The sequence below is a fragment of the Haloplanus salinarum genome, from assembly GCF_009762275.1.
GTDB classification, from domain to species: domain Archaea; phylum Halobacteriota; class Halobacteria; order Halobacteriales; family Haloferacaceae; genus Haloplanus; species Haloplanus salinarum.
Genome location: NZ_CP034345.1, coordinates 1,453,620 through 1,478,590, shown reverse-complemented (window position 1 = coordinate 1,478,590; position 24,971 = coordinate 1,453,620). Strand labels below are relative to the sequence as shown.

At 67.2% G+C, this 24,971-nt stretch carries 24 protein-coding genes; 16 read left to right on the top strand and 8 right to left on the bottom strand.

The window, feature by feature from the left end:
• Together EI982_RS08855 and EI982_RS08850 are read right to left on the bottom strand one after the other, a co-directional pair.
• Positions 1-267: a DUF7410 domain-containing protein gene (locus EI982_RS08855; RefSeq protein ID WP_157689355.1), complete on the bottom strand. Its 267-nt coding sequence runs from the start codon at positions 265-267 to the stop codon at positions 1-3.
• Between the two features lie 2 nt (positions 268-269).
• The gene (locus tag EI982_RS08850; protein WP_233255318.1) at positions 270-1,688 is read right to left on the bottom strand and encodes a hypothetical protein; all 1,419 of its coding nucleotides are present in this window, start codon (positions 1,686-1,688) and stop codon (positions 270-272) included.
• Positions 1,689-1,794: 106 nt separating this feature from the next.
• Between EI982_RS08850 and EI982_RS08845 the strand changes: the two genes are divergently transcribed.
• The 4 genes from EI982_RS08845 to EI982_RS08830 all read left to right on the top strand — a co-directional run bounded on the left by EI982_RS08845 (position 1,795) and on the right by EI982_RS08830 (position 5,451).
• Positions 1,795-2,649, top strand: a complete 855-nt coding sequence (locus tag EI982_RS08845) for a cytochrome c oxidase subunit 3 (protein ID WP_157689354.1) — start codon at positions 1,795-1,797, stop codon at positions 2,647-2,649.
• 50 nt (positions 2,650-2,699) lie between these two features.
• Entirely contained in the window at positions 2,700-2,927 is a 228-nt protein-coding gene (locus tag EI982_RS08840; RefSeq protein WP_157689353.1) for a DUF7385 family protein, read from the top strand.
• 63 nt (positions 2,928-2,990) lie between these two features.
• Positions 2,991-3,215 carry a CDGSH iron-sulfur domain-containing protein gene (locus EI982_RS08835; protein WP_157689352.1) on the top strand — a complete coding sequence of 75 codons (225 nt, stop codon included), beginning with the start codon at positions 2,991-2,993 and terminating at the stop codon, positions 3,213-3,215.
• A gap of 73 nt (positions 3,216-3,288) precedes the next feature.
• Entirely contained in the window at positions 3,289-5,451 is a 2,163-nt protein-coding gene (locus EI982_RS08830) for a DUF7527 domain-containing protein (RefSeq protein ID WP_157689351.1), read from the top strand.
• Here EI982_RS08830 and EI982_RS08825 read toward each other — a convergent pair.
• Positions 5,448-5,753 (bottom strand): hypothetical protein, encoded by a 306-nt coding sequence (locus tag EI982_RS08825; protein WP_157689350.1) that lies wholly within the window; start codon positions 5,751-5,753, stop codon positions 5,448-5,450. The genes EI982_RS08830 and EI982_RS08825 overlap by 4 nt on opposite strands.
• A gap of 187 nt (positions 5,754-5,940) precedes the next feature.
• Between EI982_RS08825 and EI982_RS08820 the strand changes: the two genes are divergently transcribed.
• The 3 genes from EI982_RS08820 (at position 5,941) to EI982_RS18360 (ending at position 7,883) form a co-directional block, all read left to right on the top strand.
• Positions 5,941-7,263 (top strand): adenylosuccinate synthase, encoded by a 1,323-nt coding sequence (locus EI982_RS08820; RefSeq protein ID WP_157689349.1) that lies wholly within the window; start codon positions 5,941-5,943, stop codon positions 7,261-7,263.
• A 63-nt stretch (positions 7,264-7,326) separates the two neighbouring features.
• Positions 7,327-7,665, top strand: coding sequence for a DUF8153 family protein (locus tag EI982_RS08815; protein ID WP_157689348.1), 339 nt, complete (start codon positions 7,327-7,329; stop codon positions 7,663-7,665).
• Positions 7,666-7,742: 77 nt separating this feature from the next.
• The gene (locus EI982_RS18360; RefSeq protein WP_199243773.1) at positions 7,743-7,883 is read left to right on the top strand and encodes a DUF7128 family protein; all 141 of its coding nucleotides are present in this window, start codon (positions 7,743-7,745) and stop codon (positions 7,881-7,883) included.
• Here the strand turns inward: EI982_RS18360 and EI982_RS08810 are convergent, their stop codons facing one another.
• Positions 7,884-8,315 (bottom strand): DUF5796 family protein, encoded by a 432-nt coding sequence (locus EI982_RS08810; protein ID WP_157689347.1) that lies wholly within the window; start codon positions 8,313-8,315, stop codon positions 7,884-7,886. It lies immediately after the preceding gene.
• 71 nt (positions 8,316-8,386) lie between these two features.
• Positions 8,387-9,601 (bottom strand): proteasome-activating nucleotidase Pan1, encoded by a 1,215-nt coding sequence (gene pan1 / locus EI982_RS08805; RefSeq protein ID WP_157689346.1) that lies wholly within the window; start codon positions 9,599-9,601, stop codon positions 8,387-8,389.
• A 159-nt stretch (positions 9,602-9,760) separates the two neighbouring features.
• Here pan1 and EI982_RS08800 point away from each other — a divergent pair, with 159 nt between their 5' ends.
• Genes EI982_RS08800 through rad50 form a run of 4 tightly spaced genes read left to right on the top strand, consistent with a single transcriptional unit; the run spans position 9,761 to position 14,290 of the window.
• Complete coding sequence (locus EI982_RS08800) at positions 9,761-10,021, top strand: MarR family transcriptional regulator (protein WP_157689345.1); 261 nt, start codon at positions 9,761-9,763, stop codon at positions 10,019-10,021.
• Between the two features lie 26 nt (positions 10,022-10,047).
• Positions 10,048-10,359 (top strand): DUF7966 family protein, encoded by a 312-nt coding sequence (locus EI982_RS08795; RefSeq protein WP_157689344.1) that lies wholly within the window; start codon positions 10,048-10,050, stop codon positions 10,357-10,359.
• On the top strand, positions 10,356-11,627 hold the full coding sequence (mre11, locus tag EI982_RS08790; RefSeq protein WP_157689343.1) for a DNA double-strand break repair protein Mre11: 1,272 nt from the start codon (positions 10,356-10,358) through the stop codon (positions 11,625-11,627). Before EI982_RS08795 ends, mre11 begins: the two co-directional genes overlap by 4 nt.
• Positions 11,624-14,290, top strand: a complete 2,667-nt coding sequence (rad50, locus tag EI982_RS08785; RefSeq protein WP_157689342.1) for a DNA double-strand break repair ATPase Rad50 — start codon at positions 11,624-11,626, stop codon at positions 14,288-14,290. Before mre11 ends, rad50 begins: the two co-directional genes overlap by 4 nt.
• A 34-nt stretch (positions 14,291-14,324) precedes the next feature.
• Here rad50 and EI982_RS08780 read toward each other — a convergent pair whose 3' ends face one another.
• From EI982_RS08780 to EI982_RS08770, 3 genes are read right to left on the bottom strand one after another with little or no spacing between them, the layout of a single operon-like run.
• On the bottom strand, positions 14,325-14,753 hold the full coding sequence (locus EI982_RS08780) for a DUF7346 family protein (RefSeq protein ID WP_157689341.1): 429 nt from the start codon (positions 14,751-14,753) through the stop codon (positions 14,325-14,327).
• A gap of 25 nt (positions 14,754-14,778) precedes the next feature.
• Complete coding sequence (locus EI982_RS08775; protein ID WP_157689340.1) at positions 14,779-15,153, bottom strand: DUF7322 domain-containing protein; 375 nt, start codon at positions 15,151-15,153, stop codon at positions 14,779-14,781.
• Positions 15,154-15,200: 47 nt separating this feature from the next.
• Positions 15,201-15,380, bottom strand: coding sequence for a DUF7331 family protein (locus EI982_RS08770; protein ID WP_157691111.1), 180 nt, complete (start codon positions 15,378-15,380; stop codon positions 15,201-15,203).
• Between the two features lie 107 nt (positions 15,381-15,487).
• On the opposite strand from EI982_RS08770, the gene EI982_RS08765 reads away from it, so the two are divergent.
• The 5 genes from EI982_RS08765 (at position 15,488) to EI982_RS08745 (ending at position 24,969) form a co-directional block, all read left to right on the top strand.
• Positions 15,488-20,683, top strand: coding sequence for a DNA polymerase domain-containing protein (locus EI982_RS08765; RefSeq protein ID WP_157689339.1), 5,196 nt, complete (start codon positions 15,488-15,490; stop codon positions 20,681-20,683).
• Between the two features lie 104 nt (positions 20,684-20,787).
• Positions 20,788-21,705, top strand: a complete 918-nt coding sequence (locus EI982_RS08760) for an ABC transporter ATP-binding protein (RefSeq protein WP_157689338.1) — start codon at positions 20,788-20,790, stop codon at positions 21,703-21,705.
• 26 nt (positions 21,706-21,731) lie between these two features.
• Positions 21,732-23,162 (top strand): Fe-S cluster assembly protein SufB, encoded by a 1,431-nt coding sequence (gene sufB, locus EI982_RS08755; RefSeq protein WP_157689337.1) that lies wholly within the window; start codon positions 21,732-21,734, stop codon positions 23,160-23,162.
• 2 nt (positions 23,163-23,164) lie between these two features.
• A complete protein-coding gene (sufD, locus tag EI982_RS08750) occupies positions 23,165-24,376 on the top strand; it encodes a Fe-S cluster assembly protein SufD (protein WP_157689336.1) in 1,212 nt (403 codons plus the stop codon).
• 98 nt (positions 24,377-24,474) lie between these two features.
• Positions 24,475-24,969, top strand: coding sequence for a ferritin-like domain-containing protein (locus EI982_RS08745; RefSeq protein WP_157689335.1), 495 nt, complete (start codon positions 24,475-24,477; stop codon positions 24,967-24,969).
• The last annotated feature ends 2 nt before the right edge of the window (positions 24,970-24,971 follow it).

Genomic DNA, 24,971 nt, shown 5'->3' with positions numbered 1-24,971 from the left:
TCAGGTGACGACCGCGTACGTCATGAGGAACCCGAAGTAGAGCACCACGAGCGCGCCGAGCGCGAGCAGTCTGAACCGCTGTAGCTTCTCCTCCTCCCGCTCGCGGGCGTCGTCGAACGCCGCCCGCTCGGTCGCCGACAGGTCGCCTGGATGGTCGAGGCCGCGGTGGAGCGCGAGATACTCCTCGTCGGCGAACGGGCGGCCACAGCGCTCGCAGGCGTGGGCGGTCGCGTCGGGCGGGACGTCGGTGTCGGCGTTGTCGGTCACGGTCACGAGGCGATGAAGGGGGGTGCGACGTACGGTTCGGCGACGATCCAGAGGCTGAGCATGGTGTAACAGACCATAACGGCGGTCACGCCGTACTGACTGCGGACGGCTTGGAGCCGCGAGGGGAACAGTTCGTAGGCCGTCGCGTGGGCGACCCAGACGGCCAGCAGGTGGCCGAGGAGGACGAAGGCGAACTCCAGGCCGCCGAACCAGCCGGGGAGGCCGGCGAGCTGTGGGGGCGACGGCGGCGGCGAGAGCGGCGCGGCGGCGACGGCGACGAACGTCGGCCCGAGGACCAGCACCGATACGAGGTTGTGGGCGAGGTGGTAGCCAGCGGCGATGGGGAGCAAGGACGGGGCGAAGCGCCGCGCCAGTTCCCCGACCGAGAGGTAGGTGTCGGCGCGTCGTCGCCCCACCCGTGCCGCCGCCCGATAGGCCAGGTAGAACAGCCCGGCGCCGACGAGGTACGCAGCGAGGTAGGCGGCGAGCGGCGGGACCCCCACGCCGGCGACGGCGCGGACGCCGGCCGCCCAGGGACCGGTCGCGACGAACCCGTCGTAAGTGGTGACGAAAAGCAGGGCGACGACGAAGGCCACGTCCCCGGCGCCGTCGAGTCGCGTGTCGGGGAGGTCGCTCCCGGGGAGTCGAAGCCGGAGGCGACCGTCGGCGATGCCGAGCGGCGCGAGGCGGCCGTAGAGTCGGAACGCCCGCGAGAGCGGGTCGACGGACCCGAACCATCGATCCGGGCCGAAGACGACGGCGCCCACGAGCGTCACCGCGGTGTATCCGGCGAGCGCCGTCGCGAGGAGTCGTGCGTCGTCCGCCAGCGGCGCCGTGACCTCGACCCACACTAAGAGGAGGAGGGCGGCGACGCTCGGCCACGCGCCCAGCCTGTCGGGGTAGGGGCGGTCGAGGGTCGGGAGACGCTCCGCCACCGTCCGGAAGGGGTTCAACGCCGGCCAGGTGTTCCCGAGCAGATACGTCGAGGCGACGTAGCCGCCCCACCAGCCGACCCAGACGACGAGCACCGCGAGGTTGCGGACGCCCGTCGCGTCCTCGAGGATCCCGACGCCGAACGTGACGGCGAGGACGGCGACCCCCAGGGTGCTGGCGAGGCCGTGACCCACCCGTCCCGGGGTCGGGAGCGGCCGCGCCCAGTCGTGGATCGCCGCGACCAGGCGGCGGTCGGTGACGAAACTGGCGAGGAGAAAGGAGACGCCGACGACGCCGCCGCCGGTCAGCAGGAACAGCCAGGTGGGGACGGCGACGGGGTCGCGCGTCGCGCCACGGAGGCCGCCGCTGTGGGCGGCGGCGCGGCCCACGCCGGCCGAGAGCCACCAGGCGACGCCGAGCACGGCCGCGACCGTCGGCACCCACCGCCGCCGTCGCTGGCGTCGTCGCCGTCGTGGTTCCACGGCCATCGGTCGACAGTTGGGGTGTCCCCGACGAGTAGCTTCCGGAACCGACTCGGCCGCGTGGCGGGTCCGGTTGGGAGGATTTTTGGTAGTCGAATCGCAACGGGGGGGTATGAGTACGGATCACGGCGGGGACGACCATGGACATCACCTCCCGGCAGTCGAGGACTGGCCCCGGGGGTTCGGCGAGGCGAGTTGGTGGCCCTTCATCACGGCCCTGGGTGCGGGCGGCATCTACCTGGGTGCGGCCCTCTTCATCGTCTCGGGCGGGTCCGAATCGACCATCGACCCCATGCTCGCCCCGCTCGCGACGTCGGCGAGCGTCGGCGCCTTCCTCTTTGGCCTGTACGGCTGGATCTATCACGCCTTCGTCACCGAGTTCTGGTCCAGCGGCGCCGACGAGACGAGCGCGTCGGCCCTTCGCTGGGGGATGATCGCCTTCCTCGGGTCCGAAATCGCCACCTTCGGCGGGGTGTTCACGTACTACTTTTTCATCCGCGCGGGCACGTGGCCGCCCGGCGAACTCCCGCACCTGACCGGATCGCTCGTCATCATCAACACGGCCATCCTGGTGGCGTCGAGTCTCACGCTCCACTGGGCCCACGTCGCCATCCGTAACGACGACCGCCGGAAGTTCGCGCTCGGCCTCCTGTCGACGCTCATCTTGGGACTGGTCTTCATCGGCGGGCAGGTCTACGAGTACTACGAGTTCATCGTCCACACCGAGTTTACGGTCACCTCCGGACTGTTCGGGTCGGCCTTCTACGGACTGACCGGCCTCCACGGTCTCCACGTCTCGCTCGGCGGCGTACTCCTCGCCATCGTCACGATCCGCGCGCTGGCCGGCCAGTACTCCGCCGAACGGCACGTCTCGGTCAGCACCGTCTCGATGTACTGGCACTTCGTCGACGTGGTCTGGATCTTCCTCGTCGTCATCCTCTATCTCGGCGGGTCGGTCGGCGCCTGATCGGCGTCCCCCGCCGTAAATTTATGTAGCCACACGCGACAGCTATTGCCATGGAGGATTTCGAGCAACTCGTGTCGTCGCTCACGCCCCGGGAGGAGAACGACGAGATCAAACTCTACCAGAACACCGTCTCGGTGGCGTGTCCGGTGTGTGAGGAACCGTTCGACGACCTCGTGGCCTGCAAGAAGACCGAAACCAGCCTCGAACAGATCGAACCGCTCGACATCTGCGTCACGGTCCACGAGGGCAGTCCGCTGCTTTTCACCCACAAACACTGACCGCGCGACCGATCCCCCCGCCGTCGGCACCGCGGTTAAGGGGACGGCCACCGATCCCGTGGTATGGCACGGGAAGTGACCCACACCGCGACGGGACCGAAGATCATCACGCCGGCGGACATCGACGAGGAGAAAGGCGACGTGGCGGTCTGTCTCTGCGGCCTGAGCGAGGAGTACCCCTTCTGTGACGGCTCCCACAAGCGGGCGGAGGGGGAGGATCCGGACGAACGCTACAAGTACGTCGACGGGGAGCGCCGTCGGGTCGCCGTCGAGTTCCGCGACGAGTAGCGCCGCCGGGGCGTCGGCGCCGTCGCCGCCGGTTGCCGGAAAGTATTTGCATCGCTCGGGGGCATATTCGATAATGGACAGCGAGATTCTGGACGCGGTGACCGAGTGGGGAGCTCGCCCCGTCTCCGACGGCGTTGCCGGGTTGTACGACCTCGCTGACGAGGAGTTCTCGGGGGCCGTCACCGACGGTACTGCCTGGACGTTCGTCCTCAACGGTCGGTATCTGGGAGTGTTCGACGGCGACGTCCACGACTTCGAGGACGCGTCGCTGACGGCCTACACCGCCCCCGACGTCTCCCTCCCGCTCCTCTATGCGATGCGGGCCCGCGGCGGCCAAACCCGCGGTCAGTATTACTCCAACGAGACGCCGCTGACCGAGATCGACGAGACGCTCTCCTCGGGGAACTTCGTCGGCTACGTCGAACTCTCGGAGAACGTCCTCTCCGGGGATTACTACGTCGTCTACTACGGCGGTCGGTCGCTCCCGGTCGCCTACGTTGGCAACAGCCGACGCCTCCTGACGGGCGACGAGGCGTTCGAACGCGCGGCCGACGAGGTGGGCATCTACTCGGTCGTCGACGCCGACGTCGACATCGTCGAGTTGCCGGAACCGGACCCGCGCGAGACGGACGACGCCGGCGCGGGCGCCGGTGCCGGTGGGGCGGCCGGTGCCGCGGCCACCACGACCGACGCCGCCGGGGCGGACGCGCCCGCCGACGCCGCGGACGACGTCGCGTTCGACGACGTCGACACCGGCGACGGGACGACCCCCGCCGGAACGGGTCCCGACGACGCTGCGGACGGCGCCTTCGCCGACGCGACGACGGATCACCGGTCGGCGGACGCGGACGCTGCGGACGAGGCCGATACCGACGCGCCGACCCCCGACTGGGCGACGCCGGAGGTGGCCACCGACGACGCGGACGACGAGGCCACAGGGGAGGAGACGGCCGCCGGCGTGGACACGAACGCCGACGCGGCCCCGGAGGACGAGGAGACGGACGCCGAGGCGGACGCGAACGCCGACGCGGCCCCGGAGGGTGGGACCTCCGCCGCGGCCGACGGGGCCGACGAGCCTGCCGCGGACGACGCGGCGTCGGCGATGGACGCGGGGACGGTGACCACCGAGGACGTGGCGCTGGAGCCGGCGACAAACGAGGAAGCCGGGGATCCGACGGACGGGGACGGAACGGCCGACGAGGCGGCCGACGCGGACGCGACGGGCGACGGTGCGACGGACGCCGAACCGACGGGGGCCGACGAGGCCACCGACGCGGACGCGACGGACGACGGGACCGCCGACGGGGTGACGGCCGACCAGGTCGCCCGGTTGCGACACGAACTCGAGGCCGTCCGCGAGGCGAAATCGGAGGTCGAGGCCGAGCGCGACCGGATCGCGAGCGAGCGCGACGAGCACCGCGCCGCGGTCGAGCGTCTGCAGGAGCGCGTGGCCGAGTTGGAGGCCGAGATCGAACGTCTGGAGGACGACGACGCCGCGGCCGTGGCCACAGACCGGACGCTCACGCCCGCGGAGGCGCTCGCGGGGACGAACCTGTTCGTCCGGTACGAGGACAAGACCGCGGGGACGCTTGAACGCGCCGCACAGGGTCGGATCGACCCGTCGACGCTCCGCGACAACCTCCGGATCGACCACCACACCGAGTTCGAGACGGAGGGCTTGGCCGTCGACGGCCGGCCGTTCGAGGCGTTCCTCCGCGGGACGACCGAACACCGGTTCGTCGAGTGGCTGTTGACCGCGCTGACCTACGAGATCAGGCAGACCGACACGCGGGCGGGGCTCTCGAAGCTGTACGAGGCCATCGAGCGGATCGACCGCATCGACCTCGGCGGCGAGGTCGACGTGACCGCCGAGACCCGTCCGGAGGCGACGTCCGAGTCCTTCGACGTGGTCTTCCGGGACAAGATGGGCGATCCGCTGTTCGTCGCCGCCATCGAGGATGATCGTGACCCGACCACGGCCTCGGCCGTCGAGGAACTGATCGAGAGCGCGAGTCGCGTGAGCGAGACGGCGACGACGCTCGCGGGTGCCTTCTTCGTCTCGACGAGCTTCTTCGAGTCGGCGGCGATGAAAGCCGTGGTCGATGCCACCCGTGGCGGCCTGTTCAGTCGGAGCTCTCGACGGAGTTACGTAAAGCTCTCACGGAAGTCGGGGTTCCACCTGTGCTTGGTCGAGGCGCGAGACGACGATCTCTTTTTGACCGTACCGGACCTCTAACTCTGGATCTCGGCCGTCTCTTCGATCTTCATCGAGTCGAGTTTGTCGACGATGGAGTCGATCTTCTCGTCGAGTTCGTCGACGAAGTCGGCGGTGTCCTCGGTGGTGATCGCTCCCTGGCTCGACGGCTCGATGAGGTTCTCCTCCTCGAGGACTCGCAGGGAGTACCGGACCTTGTGATGCGGGTAACCCGTCTCGTTGGACATCTTCACGATCCCGATGGGTTCGTTGCCGATGACCATCTTCAACACCTGAAGATGGCGTTCCAGCATATCGACTTCTTTTTCGAGCCTGTCTATCATGACACTTGTTAACTTGTCGTAGCGGGTTTTAAAAGTTGCTGTGAGACCCGGCGGCTCGGAAGCGGACGCTCCCAGGTGCGCGTTGGGAGTAGTTAACGCTTCGGGTCGCGGCCGGCGTCCCCGCGTCTCGGTCGGCGTGAGCGTATCGTAATCGGTTTAGCGAGGGGGATGGAATCCCCGGTCGGACATGACTGTCACCATCGTCGGATCCCAGCTCGGAGACGAGGGCAAAGGTGCCCTCGTCGACCTGTGGGGTGGGAACGCCGACATCGTGGTCCGGTACCAAGGCGGGGACAACGCCGGCCACACCGTCGTCGAGGATGGCGAGGAGTACAAGCTGTCGCTGGTGCCGAGCGGTGCCGTCCGCGGGAAGACTGGGGTCCTCGGCAACGGCTGTGTCGTCAACCCGCGCACGCTGTTCGAGGAAATCGACACCCTCCGGGAGCGGGGACTCGACCCCGACGTCCGCGTCGCGCGCCGCGCACACGTCATCATGCCGTACCACCGCGTCCTCGACGGCATCGAGGAGGACGTCAAAAGCGACGACGACCTGGCGGCCGGCACCACGGGTCGTGGCATCGGCCCCACCTACGAGGACAAGGTCGGCCGCCGCGGCATCCGGGTCGGCGACCTGCTCGACCCCGAGGTGCTCCGCGACCGACTGGAGTACGTCGTCCCCCAGAAGCGCGCGCTCGTCGAGGAGGTGTTCGGCCTGGAGGCCGGCGAGGAGTTCGACGTCGAGGCGCTCCACGAGGAGTTCGCCGACGTCGGCCGCCGCCTCGCCGCGGAGGACATGACGGTGAACGCCGGCGACTTCCTCGCGCGCCGACTCGACGACGGCGCGGAGTTGCTGTTCGAGGGTGCACAGGGGACCTCCATCGACATCGATCACGGTATCTACCCCTACGTGACCTCCTCGAACCCGACCGCCGGCGGGGCGTCGACGGGGTCGGGTGTGGGTCCGACCGTCGTCGGGCGCGGCGAGGTGGTCGGCATCGTGAAGGCCTACCTCTCCCGCGTGGGCACCGGGCCCCTGCCGACGGAACTCGACGGCGACGACGAGGACCTCGCGGACTACATCCGCGAGAAGGGCGGCGAGTTCGGCACCGTCACCGGCCGACCGCGCCGCATCGGCTGGCTCGACGTGCCCATGCTCCGCCACGCGGCCCGGACCAGCGGGTTCACGGGCATCGCCGTCAACCACCTGGACGTACTGGCCGGCCTGGACGAGGTGAAGGTCGGCGACGCCTACGACATCGACGGCGAGCGCTTGGAGACGATGCCGGCGACGACCGAGCGCTGGGCGGAGTGCGAGCCGATCCTGAAGGCGTTCGAGCCTTGGCCGGAGGTCGACTGGACCGCCGTCGCCGACGACGGATACGACGCCCTCCCCGCGAACGCCCGCACGTATCTGGAGTATCTGAGCGACGAGGTCGGCGTCCCCATCTACGCCGTCGGCGTCGGCCCGGACCGCGCGGACACGGTCGAACTCGTCGATCCGTTCGAATAGCGGCCCGTCGCACGGTCGGCGACGGTGCAGGAGGCCTTTGACCTCCTGCGACGAGTCCCACTCATGCGCCGTTCCCTCCGCTATGCGACCGCCACCCTCGCCGCCGCCGTCGTCACCGCCTTTGCCGCCTCCACCACCGGATCGTTCAGCCTCCCGCTCATGTCGGTCCCTATCGTCTACGGCCCGACAACATCAATCATCCTCGCTCACCGAGCTACGTGGGTCGAACTGACCCGACAAGCCGACCCGTCACGAAAACTCGGAGCCATCGGCGGTGGGGTCGGTGCCTTCGCCCTCGGGGCGCTGATGCGGGTCTCCATCCCGGTCGGGATGACCGCGTTCGGCCTGTTCGTGTTCGGCATGGCCATCGCCATCGCCGACGTGTCGACGCTCGACCGGTAAGAGCGAGCCTCGACGCGGCACCGGAACACGGCCTCACCGGGGCAACGGTTTTATCGCCACCTCGCGCACGTACACGTATGGTGACCACGACCGAGCGGGACGGTATGACGTGGTACGAGTGTGAGAGCTGTGGGATGTTGTTCGACGACCGGGACGACGCCAGACAGCACGAGGACAACTGCGACAGCGACAGCGCCGACCCCTCCTATCTCCAGTAACTAGTCTCCCGCGACCAGTTCGTAGGACTCCTCGCCCCAGTCGTCCTCGACGAAGACGAACACGCGGCCGCGCGCCGTCGACAGGTCGGCCTGCACCCGACACCGCATCCCGTCGGGCGTGCCGACGGTCACGCCCGGGAATATCTCCTCGGTCTCCCCGCCGTCGAGGACGATCCGACCGACGCCCGTCGATTCGAGGATGTCCTCGTGGGTCTTGCGATCGTTGACGTACATCAACACGCCCTCGGTCCCGTCGGGGTCGGTCACGAGGACGTGGACCGCCTTGCCGGGGGCCGCCGAGAGCGTCTCCGTTACCTTCTCCGGGACGCCGCGGTAGAACGCCGTCCGACCGTCGAGGTACTCCACTTCGACGCCCCCCTCTTCGAGGGTCACCGGAAGCGTACTCGGAGCGACGTCGGTGCGGATGGTCATACCGTCCGTACTGTGCGCCCGGGCAAAAACGTCGCGTCACGTCCCCGCCGCGTCGAGGGCCGCCGCCGCGATCAGGCGAACGCCCGCGAGACGCTCTCGTCGGTCGATTCGGCGCTGATCTTCTCCCACGCGGAGACGAAGTCGTCCATGTAGATCTCGGTCCGGTCGTCGCGGATGGCGAACATCCCGGCCTCGGTACAGATCGCCTTGATATCCGCACCGGACGCGTCGGTCGCCACGTCGGCCAGTTCCACGAAGTCCACGTCGTCCGCGACGTTCATGTTGCGGGTGTGGATCTTGAAGATGATCTCGCGGCCCGCGTGGTCGGGTTTCGGCACCTCGATGAGGCGGTCGAACCGGCCGGGACGCAGGATCGCGGGATCGAGCATGTCGAAGCGGTTGGTCGCCGCGATGATGCGGACGTCGCCCCGCTCCTCGAAGCCGTCCATCTCCGAGAGCAGTTGCATCATCGTCCGCTGGACCTCGGCGTCGCCGGAGGTCTTCGAGTCCGTCCGCTTCGACGCGATGGCGTCGATCTCGTCGATGAAGAGGACGGCGGGCTCGTTCTCGCGGGCCACCTCGAAGAGGTCCCGGACGAGCTTCGCTCCCTCGCCGATGAACTTGTGGACGAGCTCGGAGCCGGCCATCTTGATGAAGGTCGCGTCGGTCTGGTTGGCGACGGCCTTCGCGAGCATCGTCTTCCCGGTGCCCGGCGGCCCGTGGAGGAGCACGCCCGACGGGGGGTCGATGCCCACCTGCTCGAACATCTCGGGGCGGTCGAGCGGCATCTCGACCGTCTCGCGGACCTCCTGCATCTGTGTTTCCAGGCCGCCGATGTCCTCGTAGGTCACGTCGGGACTGTGGTCGACCTGCATGACGCGGGCCCGCACGTCGGTCTCCTTGTCGAGACGCTTGACGACGGACAGCGAGTTGTTCACCGCCACCCGCGAGTCGGGCTCCAGGTCCGTCCGCATCTCCTCGGTGACCTCCGTCAGGGCCTCCTGGTTGTTGCCGTGCTGTTTGATGATGACGCCCTCGTCGGTCAGTTCCTGCACCGTCGCGACGAACAGCGGCGACTGCTTGAGCTTCTTGTTCTCGTGGGTCAGCCGCTCCAGTTTCTGCTGGTACTTGTTGTTCTCCGCGTTCGCGTCCAGCAGCTTGTCGCGCATCTCCTCGTTTTGCCCCTCCAACACGTCCAGCCGCTCGCGGAGGGCCTCTATTTTTTCCTGCTGCGACGCCGCCTCCTCGTCGTACGGGAGGTCGACATCGTCCACAGTGTCGGTCATCGTCCCGTTTAAGGCGCAGACTCATAAGAGACTTCGGGTGGGCGCGGCCTTCGCCGTGACTCGGCCCCGAATCGACCCGGACCTCCGCCAATATATTACTATGAAAAATAATATTCGATAGCAAATATTATTATCCTGTATGCCCCATCGAGAGGTAAGATGAGTACGACCGAGACAGTCGCTCCGGACGCGGAATCGGATCGGTGGGCGGACGTCCGCGATCTCCCACCGAGCGCGAAGCTCGTCGCGAAGGTACTGGACTACAACGAGACGCTGAGCCAGAGTCAGCTAGCCGAGGAGACGCTCCTCCCGCCGCGGACGGTTCGCTACGCGCTCACGCGACTGGAGGACGCCGGCGTCGTCGAGTCCCGGTTCTCCTTTTCCGACGCCCGCAAGCGGCTCTACTCCCTGAAGGTTTAAGTCCGAACGGGCGACCACCGCCAGCCGTGACCGACGACGTCCGCGACGCGCTTCGCTCCCTGGCGACCGACGAACCCCCCGCCCCGGCCGCGACGGTCGACGAGGCCGTCTCGGCGCTCGACGACGTGCGCGCCCTGGCGGCGTTCGTCGACGACGGCGGGATCGACCGGCTCCGCCGCGCCGTCGCGGCCGCGGAACGGGAGGGGGCGGAGAGGACTGCTCGCCGGGGGCGGCGGGCGCTCGCGACCATCGATCGCTGTCGGACGGCGGCCGCCGACCACTTTCGCTCCGGTCGCGGAACGGTTTTGAGTGCCGACGATCAACCTCCCGAGCGATGACACGGGTGATCCACACCGGCGACACCCACGTCGGTTACCGTCAGTACCACTCGCCGGAGCGCCGGCAGGACTTCCTCGACGCCTTCGAGGCGGTGATCGACGACGCCGTCGACTCACAGTCGACGGGCAATCGGACGGGGTCCGACGACGCCGTCGACGCGGTGATCCACGCCGGCGACCTCTTTCACGACCGCCGTCCGGACCTCCCCGACCTCCTCGGCGTCCTCTCCGCGCTCCGCCGCCTGGCGGCCGCCGACGTGCCCTTCCTCGCCGTCGTCGGCAACCACGAGGCGACCCGCGGGGAGCAGTGGCTCGACCTCTTCTCGGATCTCGGGCTGGCGACCCGCCTCGGCGCCGAGCCGACGGTCGTCGGCGACACGGCGTTCTACGGGCTCGATCACGTCCCTCGGTCCCGCCGCGACGAACTCGACTACGACTTCGCCCCCCACGACGCCGACGCGGCCGCTCTGGTGGGCCACGGCCTGTTCACCCCCTTCCCGCACGCCGACTGGGACACCGAGACGGTACTCGACGAGGCGACGGTCGACTTCGACGCCGTGTTGCTCGGCGACAACCACGTCGCCGACACCGCCCGCGTCGACGGGACGTGGGTGACGTACTGCGGCTCGACCGAGCGGGCCAGCGCCGACGAACGCGACGCCCGCGGCTACAACCTCGTGGAGTTCGGATCCGACGCGGGCGGCGACGCGACCGTCGACGTCCGCCGGCGCTCGCTCGACACCCGCCCGTTCGTCTTCGTCGACGTGGAACTCGCCGCGGGCGAGGGGGTCGATCGGGTCCGCGAGCAGGTGCGCCAGCACGACCTGACCGACGCCGTCGTCGTGGTGTCGATCACCGGCGAGGGCGACCCCGTCACCCCGGCCGCAGTCGAGGAGGCGGCGCTCTCGGCGGGTGCCCTCCTCGCTCGTGTCACCGACCACCGTGCCGTGGGCGGCGATACCGACGCGACCGATACCGACGTGGAGTTCGGCGACCCCGACGCCGCCGTCCGGGAGCGCGTCCGCGAGATGGACCTCTCCCCGACCGCCCGCCGTCTCGACGAGACGGTGCGGGACGGCGCGCTCCCGGACTCGAACGTCCGCGACCGGGTCGCCTCGCTCGTCGACGACGCCGTCGCGGAGGGATCACTCGCCGACGCCGCGGACGCCGAGGACGCCGACGCCGAGGACGCCGACGCCGAGACGAACGCCGCGGACGCACGGAACGGTGCGCCCGACGACCAGGTCTCCATGGAGGACTTCCAGTGAGGTTCGATCGGATCCGCCTGCGGAACTTCCGTCCCTACGCCGACGCTGACCTCGACCTCCGGGACGGCGTGACGGTGATCCACGGGCTCAACGGAAGCGGGAAGTCGTCGTTGCTGGAGGCGTGTTTCTTCGCGCTCTACGGGTCCAAGGCGCTGGAGGGGACGCTCGACGAGGTGGTGCGAAACGGGGAGACGGAGGCCGAAATCGACCTGTGGTTCACCCACGACGACGCCGCGTACCACGTCCACCGTCGACTCCGGCAGTCCGGCGACCGGACCTCGACGGCGGACTGTACCCTCGACGGCCCCGACGTGACCGTCGAGGGCGCACGCGACGTCCGCGGGTTCGTCGCCGACCTGCTCCGCATGGACGCCGAGGCGTTCGTCAACTGCGCGTACGTCCGGCAGGGCGAGGTGAATCAGCTCATCAACGCCTCCCCCGACCAGCGACGGGACGTCATCGACGACCTCCTGCAACTGGGGCGGCTGGAGGAGTACCGGGAGCGCGCCGCGACCGCCCGCTTGGGCGTCGAGGACGTCCGCTCGGGCAAGCGGGGTGAACTCGAGAAGGTGGAGTCACAGATCGAAGCGAAGGAGGACCGGAACCTCCACGCCCGTCTCGACGACCTGGAGGGCGAGCTCGCCGACGTGACCGAGCGGATCGAACACTACGAGCGACAGCGCGAGAAGGCCGAGCGGACGAGAAGCGAGGCGACTGCGATCCTCGAGGAACACGAGGCAAAGCGGGAGCGACTCGACGCCATCGAGGGCGACATCGCGGACCTCGAGACGGCGATCACGGAGGCCGAGGACGAACGCGAGTCGATCCGGGAGTCGATCCGCGAGGCGCGCGAACGGATCGCCGACCTCGAAGCCGACCTCGAGGAGCGCCGCGACGCCGCGGGGCTCGACGAGGCGACGGCGTCGGCGGTCGAACGTCGGCGGGCGGAACTGGACGATAGCGAGGAGTCGATCCGCGAGGCCAAGAGCGAGGCGAACGCGTCGGCGACGGGGCTGCGAAACCAGGCGACGAACCTCGCGGAGAAGGCCGACGACTTGGCCGACCGAGCCGACCGCGCCGAGAAGCGGGCCGCGGAGCTACGCGAGGCGGCGGAGGCGGCCACGAATGCGGCCACGGACCACGAGGAACGGATCGAGGACCTCGACGCGGAGGCGACCGACCTGCGCGCCCGGTTCGAGGACGCGCCGGTCGATCGAGGTGAGGCCGCCGACCGACGGTCGGCGCTCCGTGACCGCCGCGCGGAGCTCCGGGAGCGGATCGCGGAACTCGAGGCCAAACGCGAGGCGGCCGCGGAGCGGGTCGCCGAGGCGGAGGAACTACTGGCGGCCGGCAAGTGTCCCGAGTGTGGACAGCCGGTCGAGGAGTCGCCACACGCCGATCGGATCGAGACGGACCGCGAACGGGTCGCGGAGCTGGACGCGGAACTGGAGTCCGCCCGCGAACGGGTCGCGGAGCTCGACGACCGGATCGAGATCCTCTCCGATCTCGCCGAGGCCGAAACGCGCCTCGACGAACTCGCCGAGGAGCGCGAACGCCTCGCCGAGCGGGCGGCCGAGAAGCGGGACGAGGCGGCGGACCGACGGGAGGAGGCCGAGGAGCACGAGTCGGAGGCGGCCGACCTGCGCGAGCGGGCGGAAGAGACTCGGGAGGTCGCGGCCGAGAAACGCGAGGAGGCCGCCGAGGCCGAGGAACGCGTCGAGGAGTCGACCGCCGAACTGGAGGCCCTCGCCGAGACGCGGGCGGCGGTCGACGCCGTGGCGTCGCGGCTGGACCGTATCGCGGACCACGAGGACGAGATCGAGCGCCTGCGCGGCGAGGCGGAGCGGATCGAGGAGACGAACGACGAGCGTCGGGAACGGCTGGCCGAGAAGCGGGAGCGCCGCGACGAGTTGCGCGAGGCGGTCGACGGGGAGGCCATCGAGGCGGCCCGGGAGAACAAGGAGAAAGCCGAGGAGTACCTCGCGGAGGTCGACGAGGAACTCGATCGGCTGGCGTCGACCCGCGACGACCTGCAGACGAAGATCGGTGGGGTGCGGAACGAACTCGACGCGCTGGAGTCGCTCCGAGCGGAGCGCGACGCCCTCGCCGAGCGGGTGGCAGCCCTGGACGACCTCCACGCGGAGGCCGAACGGCTGGAAGCCATGTACGGCGACCTGCGGGCGGAGCTCCGCCAGCGGAACGTCGAGACGCTGGAACGCCTCCTGAACGAGACGTTCGACCTCGTCTACGGCAACGACGCCTACGCGCACCTGCGGCTCGACGGCGACTACGAACTCTCGGTGGTCCAGAAGGACGGGAGCGAACTCGACCCCGCCCAGCTGTCGGGCGGCGAGCGTGCGCTGTTCAACCTCAGCCTCCGGTGTGCCATCTACCGACTGCTGGCCGAGGGCATCGACGGCGCGGCGCCGATGCCGCCGCTCATCCTCGACGAACCGACGGTCTTCCTCGATGCGGGCCACGTCTCGCGGTTGGTCGACCTCGTCGAGGAGATGCGCGAGATGGGCGTGGCTCAGATCGTGATCGTCAGCCACGACGAGGAACTCGTCGGCGCCGCCGACGACCTCGTCCGGGTCGAGAAGGACCCCCGGACCAACCGGTCGACGGTGTCGCGGTCGCATCCGGCCGCCATCCCCGAGGAGTGATCCGGACCGTCGGCCCCGGGTAGCGGCGATCGGTTCACTCCGTCCCGCGGAGGGTCCGCACCGCCTCGCGGGTCGTCTCGGTCGCCTCGTAGCCGCGCTCGCCGGCGACCTGCGTCCCGGCGACCAGCCCGGCCGCCCGGAACTCGGCGAGCAGACCGTGAAGGTCGCTCTCACAGAGGTCGTAGGCGTCGAGGAGCGTCCGGGCGGCGACTGGGCCGCGGTCCACGAGTTCGACGAGGAGGCCGAGCGCCCGGTCGTTCGGCACCGCGGTGAGGACGCGCCGGGCCGGCGTGGGGATCCCCTCGGCGGCGGTCCGGAGTGGCTCGGTTTCGGCGTCGGCGTGTAGATCGGCGTTGGGCAGGTAGCGCTCGGTGCCCGTCGCCGGATCGCGGACGAGACTCGACTCCGCCGATCGCTTCACGAGCAGGTACCGGTTGCCCTCGTCGTCCCGGACGCTTCGCATGGTCCACACGAGGCGATCGGTGGGGTTAGGGGTTGTGTTCGTCGGCGTCCGTCCCGTCGTCGTCGTCGCTCCGTCGCCGGAAGGTCCGATAGTGGTGATAGACGCGCAGTCCGGCCACGGCGCCGATCAGGACGAGGACGAGGCCGGTCCGCCACTCTCCCCGGAACCCAACGAGCATGGGGGCGAAGGCGAGACAGAACACCGCCACGTTGGCCATGAGGACGCTCCGCCAGAACAGTCCCCGAACCTCGGGGTCGACGTCGCTCGGATCGACGTCCGGGGTCGGAGCGGTCGGCGCGGTCGGTGGATCGGGGCCGAGGTCCTCCGCACGCAGCTCGGCTGGCGCTTTCTCGGCGTCGTCGTCCCACGCGTCGTCGTCGCCCCACGGATCGGACGGCACGCTCTCAGAGAGCGAGCGCGGCGACAAAAGGGGTTCGCTTGCCGGATTCAGGCGAGTTCGTAGATGGGCACCGCCGTCGACGACTCCACCCACGCGAGCGGGTTCTCCGCGTCGTACAGTACCGTTCCGTCCTCGACCTCGTACGCCTCGACGGTGTCGATCCCGTCGTGATCCGGACGGCGTTCGTCCGCACTGTCCCACCGGCCTGCGTCGACGTGGTCGGACATCGTCACGCCGCTTGGTAAGAAATCACATGGTATATGTCTTTCCGTCGTGGCAGCGTTTCCGCGGCGGAGTGGCTGGGTTTTTATCCGGAAGTCCCGAAGTGAGCGGCATGGAACAGGCGGAGCTTACGGGCTCTTGGGGAGCCGACGACGCCGACAGGCCCGAGGCGGAGGCGATGGCCGTCGCCGGCGACGTTAGCCAGTCGGTCACCGAAGTCGTCGACGCGGCGGACCTGAAGTTTCCGGACCCCGAGGGGGCGGTCGACCTCGCGGTCACCCAGGTCGACTACACGGTCGAGGGACAAGGTGCCGACGAGTACCCCGTGGTGCACGTGTTCGGCCGGACGCCGGACGGCGACGCCGAACACGTCCGCGTCCTCGGGTTCGAGCCGTACTTCTACGCGCCGACGGCGAGCCTCGACGACGACGACCTTGACCGCGACGTGATCACGCGCACGGAGACGGGTTACGAGAGCATCCGCGGCGAGGACCTGACGAAGATCTGTACCCGGACGCCCCGCGACGTGGGGGCGATCCGCGACGAGTTCGACCACTACGAGGCGGACATCCTCTTTCCCAACCGGCTGTTGATCGACAAGGACATCGGGAGCGGGGTTCGCGTCCCCGTCCGCCGGCTGGAGAGCGGGGCGATCCAGGTGCCACACGACGAACTCGAACCCGTCGACGTCCCCACGGATCTGCGGGTGAACACCTTCGACATCGAGGTGGACGACCGCTCCGGGTTCCCCGAGGACGGGGAGGAGGCCATCGTCTGTCTCACGAGTCACGACTCCCGCCGCGACGAGTACGTCGCGTGGCTGTACGAGGCACCGGTGGGGTCGGGCGTGGCCCCCGCGGCGCTGGACGACTACGACGGTCTGGAGGACGACGTGACCGCCGAGATCAGGGCCTTCGAGTCCGAGGCGGCGATGCTCGATGCCTTCCTCGGCTACATCGAGGAGACGAACCCGGACGTGCTCACGGGGTGGAACTTCGAGGACTTCGACGCCCCCTACCTCATCGACCGGCTGGAGACGCTGGGCAAGCGACCGGACGTGGACCACGACCTGAACCCCGACCGCCTCTCGCGGATCGGCGAGGTGTGGCGAAGCGACTGGGGCGGCCCCACGATCAAGGGACGGGCCGTCTTCGACCTGCTCTACGCCTACAAGCGGACCCAGTTCACCGAACTGGAGTCCTACCGGCTGGACGCAGTCGGCGAGATGGAACTGGGCGCGGGCAAGGAACGCTATCCGGGCGACATCGGCGACCTCTGGGAGGACGACCCCGAGCGACTGCTGGAGTACAACCTCCGGGACGTGGAACTCTGTGTCGAACTCGACCGCAAGCGCGACATCATCTCCTTCTGGGACGAGGTGCGGACGTTCGTCGGCTGTAAGTTGGAGGACGCGCCGACGCCGGGCGACGCCGTCGACGTCTACGTCCTCCACAAGGTCCACGGCGACTTCGCGCTCCCCTCGAAGGGGCGAGCCGACGCCGAGGACTACGAGGGCGGTGCCGTCTTCGACCCCATCACGGGGATCAAGGAGAACGTCAGCGTACTGGACTTGAAATGTTTCAGTGCGGATACGGACGTCCTGACTCCGGACGGTGAGCGAAACATCGCCGAACTGGAGGTCGGCGATCCGATATACACGCTGAATCCGGACACGTTTGAGTGTGAGGTCAAACCCGTCGAGGAAACCCACCAGTACGAGAACCGGTTCGGTGAGCTCCACCACCTCTCGGGCAACACCCACGATCTGAAAGTCACCGAGAACCACCGGTTCCTCTACTCGAAAGAGCGCGGCTGGGACGACCAGCGGCCGTCCGACTTCACCTTCGACGAGTACCGAGAGATCCCGGAGAACGAACGGTTCGCGTTCCCACAGCACGAGCCGATGGACGGTCGATCACCCGAAACCTTCGATCTGATCGACGAGGTCGAGGGAGGACAGGTCGTCGTCTATACCGACGACGATCTCCGATCGTTCAGAGCCACACTCCCCGAGGACGTCACCACCTCGATGGAACTCGTGCACGGTTCATCGTCGACGATGGGGATCCAGAAGGCAGTCGGCAAGTACCTGATTCCCGTCGAGACGTACCGTACCCACCGTTCCCTCGTCGACCGACACGCGGACGAGGTGTTTCTCAAATACGGGAAACAGCACTGCGAGACGCCACTATCCTTCGAGATGGACGACTGGCTGGCGCTCGTTGGCTGGTTCGTCACTGAGGGGAGCGTTGACCACGCTGGGGGACGCATCACGATTCACCAGGAAGGCCGGACGGAGCGGGAGGCGATTCGAGACCTACTCGACCGGTTGGGTATCGATCACAACGTCGACGAGCGGGGAATCAACGTTTCGAACCGGTATCTTCTAGAGTGGTTCGCCGACAACTGCGGCGAGGGATACACCGACAAGCAGCTCCCCGAGTGGGTGTTCGACTTGGACGGCGAGCTCCTGTCGCGGCTCCTCGATACGATGATTCGAGGCGATGGGCGGTACACCGATTCCGGCCTGGCCAAATTCTGGACGAAGAGTGACGAACTCAAAGCCGGCATCGTCGATGTCGCGGTCCGATGTGGGCACAAGCCGACGGTCTCTAAGCAGGCGGACGGGACTTGGTACGTTTCCGCCGGCAAGCGCGGTTCGTTCAAGAAGGCGACGAACGCGACGGTCGAGGATCACGACGGCGACGTGTACTGCGTTACTGCGGCCGACAACCACGTGGTCTTGGCCGGTCGTAACGGGAACTACCAGTGGGTCGGCCAGTCGCTCTACCCGATGTGCATGGTGACGATCAACGCGTCGCCCGAGACGAAAGTCGACCCCGAGGACTACGACGACGACACCTACCACGCACCCAACGGGACCCACTTCCGGAAGGAACCGGACGGCGTCATCCGGGAGATGGTCGACGAGTTGCTCGAAGAGCGCGAACAGAAGAAAGCCGAGCGCAACGACCACGACCCCGACAGTCAGGCCTACGAGCAGTACGACCGGCAGCAACAAGCTGTCAAGGTGATTATGAACTGTTTCACGTCCGACACCGACGTGTTGACGCCCGACGGCGTCCGAAATATCCGGGATCTCGAGGTCGGTGACGAGGTGTACTCGCTCGACCCCGAGACGCTGCGGATGGAAGTCAAGCCCGTTACCGAGACGCACGCGTATCCGAACTACCGGGGCGACCTCGTCGACATCGAGACGAGCAAAATCGACTTCAGCGTCACGCCGAACCACCGGATGCTCGTCCGGAAGGACGATACGAACGGCGAGTCGTGGGAGGACTTCCGATTCGTCGAGGCCGGCGATCTGAACGAGTCGTCACACTACGAACTACCGCACGGTTGGGAGGGTCCGGACGGTGGGCGACTGGAGACGGTCGATCTAACCGAGTTGCTGGACGGCGACTACGAGGTGTGGGCGAACAACGACGTACACGGACACACCCTCGCCGCCGAAGTCGGCCACTACCCGGACAAGATGGAGAAACAGGGTTCCGATGGGACGGGTTACGTCTTCTCGGCGACCGAGTTCGAGGAGCACCGCGAGTATCTGAACGAGTGCTGTTCCGAGTTCTACGTTCACGCCGAACGGGGCCGGAAGTGGATTCCGCGCTTTTACGATGGCGACGACTTCCTCGAACTGCTCGCGTGGTACGTCACCGAAGGGTCGGTGTACACGTCCGAAGACAAGCAGTTCGGGGAGCAGTTCAGAGGTAGTGCCACGACGATCAAGCTTGCACAGGAGGCGGTTGCCGACGGCGGCGAGGGTGACGGCCACACCGCAATCGGCGAGTTGCTGGACCGACTCGGCTTCGACTACTACGTCGACGACCGGAGCTACCAGGTCACCTCACGATTGCTCGGCCGGTGGCTCGAAGATACGTGTGGCAAGAACAGCTTCGAGAAACGGATTCCCGAATTCGTCTTCGAGGCCAGCCGCGAGCAGAAGGAGCGATTCCTCGACACGCTCATCGCAGGCGACGGCGACCGGCAGGTGAACAGTTGGCGATACACCACGTCGAGCGAACGACTCCGAGACGACGTGTTGCGCCTCTGTGCGCACGTCGGGCTGACCGCCAGCTACAACCGCGACAGCGGATCGTGGCGCATCTACTGCACCGAGGACGCAAAGAACAGTTTCCGGATGCACCGGTCGGGAGGTCAGAGTACCGCCGACGATGGTGCGTACTGTGTCACCGTCGCGGACAACAATACGCTCCTCGCGGGCCGGAACGGTAGATTCCAGTTCGTCGGGCAATCGCTCTACGGCGTTCTGGGGTGGGACCGCTTCCGCCTCTACGACCGGGAGATGGGCGCGGCCGTCACCGCCACCGGACGGGACGTCATCGAACACACCCAGTCCGCGGCCAACGACGTGGGCTACGAGGTGGCCTACGGCGACACGGACAGCGTCATGTTGGAACTCGGGGAGGACGTGGAGTCCGAGGACGTCCCCGACGAGGTTCGGGAGGCCCACCCCGAGATGAGCGAGTCGGAACTCCGACAGGTCGCCGGCGCCATCGAGACGGGGTACGAACTCGAGGAGTCGATCAACGACTCCTACGACGAGTTCGCGCTGGAGGAACTCAACGCCCACGAACACCGCTTCCAGATCGAGTTCGAGAAGCTTTACAGACGCTTTTTCCAGGCAGGGAAGAAGAAACGCTACGCGGGCCACATAGTCTGGAAGGAGGGGAAACACGTCGACGACATCGACATCACGGGTTTCGAGTACAAGCGCTCGGACATCGCCCCGATCACCAAGGAGGTCCAGCGACGCGTCATCGAGATGATCGTCACGGGCGAGGACGTCGACGACGTCGAGGAGTACGTCCACGACGTCATCGAGGACTTCGAGGCCGGAAACGTCGACCTCGACGACGTGGGCATCCCGGGCGGCATCGGCAAGCGACTGACCGCTTACGACACCGACACCGCGCAGGTCCGGGGGGCGAAGTACGCCAACCACCTGCTCGGCACCAACTTCCAGCGCGGCAGCAAGCCCAAGCGACTGTACCTGAAGAAGGTCCACCCCGAGTTCTTCCGACGGCTGGAGGCCGATGAGGGGTTCGACCCGCAGACCGATCCGCTCTACGGCGAGTTCAAGCGTGATCCGGACGTGATCTGCTTCGAGTACGCCGATCAGATCCCGGACGCCTTCGAAGTCGACTGGGACAAGATGCTCGAAAAGACGCTCAAAGGGCCGATCGCCCGGGTCATCGAGGCACTCGGCCTCTCGTGGGACGAGGTGAAAAGCGGCCAGCGACAGACCGGTCTCGGCCAGTTCTGAAAGCTGATTTCTACATCTCGAAACAATAGTTGCTGTTGTCGGAACTCGAAGGGGGAGAATGCGTAAGCATTATGCGTGTTACACCCCAGTCACTCGATAGGGACATGGCAACATTACAGATCAACAACCTTCACGCGAAAGTCGCAGAAGAGGACGGCGAGAGTATCCTTCGTGGCGTCGATCTCACGGTCGAATCGGGCGAGATTCACGCCCTGATGGGACCGAACGGCTCGGGTAAGTCGACGACCGCGAAGGTGATCGCCGGCCACCCGGCCTACGAGGTCACCGAGGGCGAGATCACGCTCGTCCTCGACGACGAGGACCTGGCCGACGTCGACGAGGAGGTACCCCCCGAGAAGCGCGAGTGGGACCTGCTCGATCTCGAACCGAACGAGCGCGCCGCGCTCGGCATCTTCCTCGGGTTCCAGTATCCGGCGGAAATCGAGGGCGTCACGATGACGAACTTCCTCCGACAGGCGCTCAACGCCAAACACGAGGAGCGCGAGGAACTGTTCGAGGACGAGGACGACGAGGCAACCGAGGACGAGGACGACGCCGGCTACGACACCTCCCCGATGGAGGGTGAGGCCGACGACGGCGAGATCGGTGTCGCCGAGTTCCAGCAGCTCCTGAAGGAGAAGATGGAGCTGCTGGACATGGACGAGAAGTTCGCACAGCGCTACCTCAACGCCGGGTTCTCCGGCGGCGAGAAGAAACAGAACGAGGTGCTCCAGGCGGCGATCCTCGAGCCGTCGGTCGCGGTGCTCGACGAGATCGACTCGGGCCTGGACATCGACCGCCTGCAGGACGTCTCCAAGGGGATCAACGCCCTCCGTGACGAGCAAGGCACCGGGGTCCTCCAGATCACGCACTACCAGCGGATCCTCGATTACGTCGAGCCCGACCACGTCCACGTGATGATCGACGGCGAGATCGCCGAGAGCGGCGGTGCGGATCTGGCCCGGAAGCTCGAGGACGAAGGCTACGACTGGGTCCGCGAGCAGGTCTACGGGACAGCGTAATACGGCTACACCCACAACACAACACCATGAGCTCAGATCAAGACCATCTCAAAGAGACGGACACCGAGGCTCGCTTCGAGTTCAAGAAGGAGGAGCGCTCCTCCTTCCAGGCCGACAAGGGCCTGACCGAGGAGACGATCCGCGTCATCTCGGAGGACAAGGGCGAACCAGAATGGATGCTGAAACGCCGGCTCCGGGCCCTGGAACAGTTCCAGGAGATGCCCATGCCGACCGACTGGCCGGGCCAGCCCGACCTCTCCGAGGTCGACGTGGACGAAATCGTCCCGTACATCCGCCCGGACGTCGAGACGCGCGAGAGCGTCGACGACTGGACGGACCTGCCGGACGACATCAAGGACACCTTCGACAAACTCGGCATCCCCGAGGCCGAGAAGAACGCCCTCTCGGGCGTCGGCGCCCAGTACGAGTCCGAAGTCGTCTACCAGAACATGCAGGAGCAGTGGGAGGACAAAGGCGTCATCTTCTGTAACATGGACGAGGCCCTTCGGGAGCACGAGGAACTCGTCCGCGAGCACTTCATGACGAAGTGCGTGCCGCCGAGCGACAACAAGTTCGCGGCGCTCCACGGCGCCATCTGGTCCGGCGGCTCGTTCGTCTACGTCCCCGAGGACACCGTCGTCGAGATGCCGGTCCAGGCGTACTTCCGGATGAACTCCGAGGGGATGGGCCAGTTCGAGCACACGCTCATCATCGCCGAGGAGAACTCGGAGGTCCACTACATCGAGGGTTGCAGTGCCCCGAAATACTCCGCGTTCAACCTCCACTCCGGCGGCGTCGAGGTGTTCGTCGACGATGGTGCCCACGTCCAGTACTCCACGGTGCAGAACTGGTCGAAGAACACCTACAACCTGAACACCAAGCGCGCCCTCGTCGAGGGCGACGGTCGCATGGAGTGGATTTCGGGATCGATGGGGTCGAAGGCGACGATGCTGTACCCCTCGACGGTGCTCAAGGGTCGCGGCGCCTCCGACAACCACATCACCATCGCCTTCGCGGGCGAGGGGCAAAACATCGACACCGGGGCGAAGGTGTACCACAACGCCCCGGAGACGAAATCGACCATCGAGTCAAAGAGCGTCGCGAAAGACGGTGGCCGCACCAACTACCGCGGCTTGGTCCACATCGCCGACGGCGCGTCGGACTCCTCGACCAGCGTCGAGTGTGACGCGCTGATGTTCGACAACGAGTCCACCAGCGACACCATGCCGTACATGGAGATCAACGAGTCCGCCGTCGACGTGGCTCACGAGGCGACGGTCGGAAAGATCGGTGACGAGGACGTCTTCTACCTCCAGAGCCGTGGCCTGGACGACGACGACGCCAAGCAGATGATCGTCTCCGGCTTCATCGAGCCGATCACGGAGGAACTACCGATCGAGTACGCGGTCGAACTCAACCGTCTCGTCGAACTCGAGATGGAGGGGAGTCTCGGATAATCATGAGTGCGCAGGTACCAGCGGACCTCTCGGAAGCGACGGTCCACGAGATAGCCGACAGCCGCGACGAGCCGGACTGGCTCCGCGAGACGCGCCTGAAGGCGCTCAAGGCCCTCGACCACCTCGAGATGCCCGACGTCATCCAGACGCCCGGGCGTCGGTGGACCGACCTCGAACAGCTCGATTTCGCCGAACTGGCGGACCCGCTGACCCAGTCCGACGACACCGAACGGCTCACCGACGAGGGCGTCGAGGTGCTCTCCTTCGACGACGCGGTGGCGGAACACCCCACGCTCCTCGAAGCGAAGTTCGGCTCGATCATCGACCCCGAGACCGACTACCTGACGGCGCTGTCGGTGGCGCTGTTCACCACCGGCACGTTCGTCTACGTGCCCGAGGGCGTCGACGCCGAGGACGTGACGATCCGGACCGACATGAACTCCCGGTCGCTGTTCAGTCACACCCTCGTCGTCACCGAGGACTCCTCGTCGGTGACGATCCTCGAACGGATCGACTCCGGCGACGACGTCGACGGCGCGCGCTACTACAGCAACCTCGTCGAGGTCGACGCCGGCGAGAACAGCTACGTCCAGTACGGCTCGCTCCAGACGCTCGACGAGGACACCTACAACGTCACGCGCAAGCGCGGCGACGCGGGCGTCTACTCGACCATCGACTGGATCGAGGGCAACATCGGCTCGCGGCTCACCCGCTCGGACATCGAGACGGAGCTCAACGGCGACAGCTCCGAGAGCCAGATCGTCGGGGCCTTCTTCGGCCACGACGACCAGCACTTCGACGTGAACGCGCGGGTCTGGCACCAGGCCGAGCACACGACGGCCGACCTCGTCACCCGCGGCGTCCTCGACGACACCGCCCGATCGGTGTACGAGGGCGTCCAGGACGTGGGTCGCGAGGCGTGGGACACCAACTCCTACCAGCGCGAGAACACGCTCATGCTGAGCGACGACAGCGAGGCCGACGCCTCGCCGAAGCTCATCATCAACAACCACGACACCGAGGCCTCCCACTCCGCGACGGTCGGACAGGTCGACCAGGAGGACCTGTTCTACCTCACCTCGCGGACGATTCCCGAGCGGCAGGCACGGAACACCCTCGTCGAGGGCTTTTTCGTCCCCGTCCTCGAGGAGATCGAGGTCGAGGAGCTCCGCGAGGACCTCGAAGCGGAGATCACGGCTCGCCTGCGCGAGTAGGCGGTCACGGGCCGCAGGGAACGCCTTAAGTTCCCCTCGCCCCGATTGCTTCGTATGATCGTCCCGACCACACACGTTCGGAGGTGGCAGCCGTTCCGATGAGCGTCAGCCATCGGGTCGGCTCCGACCACCAGCTCGCCCGCCTCCTCCAGATCGGGATCGTCCTTGAGGAGGTCGTCGAGGCGCGGGCACACCACCACTACCAGTCGCTCGGCGCCGACCGGGAGCTCGACCCCGAAATCGAGACCTTGCTGGCCGACGCAGCCGAGGAGTCGGCCGCACACCGGGAGCGACTGGAGGACGTGATCGCCGACCTCGACGCGGAGTCGATCCCGTTCGAGGACATCGAGACGCTCGTCGAGGCCCAGTACGCCCAGACCAAACCGGACGATTTCGACGGCGTCCTCTACGATCAGCTCTGTAACGAGGAGACGGCGTACAAGTTCTACGACGACCTCGTGTCGGCCATCGAGGCCAGCGACGCGCGGTTCTCGGTGGATCGGGACCGACTCCTCGACACCCTGCGAGCCATCCGGCAGGACGAGGCCGACGGCGTCGAAGACGTAACGAAGATCATGGAGACACGCGATTAGCG

Bases quoted from the DNA above. Each gene is read 5' to 3' on its own strand.
- EI982_RS08800 (WP_157689345.1), top strand. From the start codon at position 9,761: ATGAGTACGACCGAGACAGTCGCTCCGGACGCGGAATCGGATCGGTGG.
- sufD (WP_157689336.1), top strand. From the start codon at position 23,165: ATGAGTGCGCAGGTACCAGCGGACCTCTCGGAAGCGACGGTCCACGAG.
- EI982_RS08825 (WP_157689350.1), bottom strand. From the start codon at position 5,753: ATGATAGACAGGCTCGAAAAAGAAGTCGATATGCTGGAACGCCATCTT.
- EI982_RS08780 (WP_157689341.1), bottom strand. From the start codon at position 14,753: ATGCGAAGCGTCCGGGACGACGAGGGCAACCGGTACCTGCTCGTGAAG.
- mre11 (WP_157689343.1), top strand. From the start codon at position 10,356: ATGACACGGGTGATCCACACCGGCGACACCCACGTCGGTTACCGTCAG.
- EI982_RS08850 (WP_233255318.1), bottom strand. From the start codon at position 1,688: ATGGCCGTGGAACCACGACGGCGACGACGCCAGCGACGGCGGCGGTGG.
- EI982_RS08820 (WP_157689349.1), top strand. From the start codon at position 5,941: ATGACTGTCACCATCGTCGGATCCCAGCTCGGAGACGAGGGCAAAGGT.
- EI982_RS08840 (WP_157689353.1), top strand. From the start codon at position 2,700: ATGGAGGATTTCGAGCAACTCGTGTCGTCGCTCACGCCCCGGGAGGAG.
- pan1 (WP_157689346.1), bottom strand. From the start codon at position 9,601: ATGACCGACACTGTGGACGATGTCGACCTCCCGTACGACGAGGAGGCG.
- EI982_RS08770 (WP_157691111.1), bottom strand. From the start codon at position 15,380: ATGTCCGACCACGTCGACGCAGGCCGGTGGGACAGTGCGGACGAACGC.
- EI982_RS08810 (WP_157689347.1), bottom strand. From the start codon at position 8,315: ATGACCATCCGCACCGACGTCGCTCCGAGTACGCTTCCGGTGACCCTC.
- EI982_RS08835 (WP_157689352.1), top strand. From the start codon at position 2,991: ATGGCACGGGAAGTGACCCACACCGCGACGGGACCGAAGATCATCACG.
- sufB (WP_157689337.1), top strand. From the start codon at position 21,732: ATGAGCTCAGATCAAGACCATCTCAAAGAGACGGACACCGAGGCTCGC.
- EI982_RS18360 (WP_199243773.1), top strand. From the start codon at position 7,743: ATGGTGACCACGACCGAGCGGGACGGTATGACGTGGTACGAGTGTGAG.
- EI982_RS08830 (WP_157689351.1), top strand. From the start codon at position 3,289: ATGGACAGCGAGATTCTGGACGCGGTGACCGAGTGGGGAGCTCGCCCC.
- EI982_RS08745 (WP_157689335.1), top strand. From the start codon at position 24,475: ATGAGCGTCAGCCATCGGGTCGGCTCCGACCACCAGCTCGCCCGCCTC.
- EI982_RS08845 (WP_157689354.1), top strand. From the start codon at position 1,795: ATGAGTACGGATCACGGCGGGGACGACCATGGACATCACCTCCCGGCA.
- EI982_RS08815 (WP_157689348.1), top strand. From the start codon at position 7,327: ATGCGCCGTTCCCTCCGCTATGCGACCGCCACCCTCGCCGCCGCCGTC.
- EI982_RS08760 (WP_157689338.1), top strand. From the start codon at position 20,788: ATGGCAACATTACAGATCAACAACCTTCACGCGAAAGTCGCAGAAGAG.
- EI982_RS08765 (WP_157689339.1), top strand. From the start codon at position 15,488: ATGGAACAGGCGGAGCTTACGGGCTCTTGGGGAGCCGACGACGCCGAC.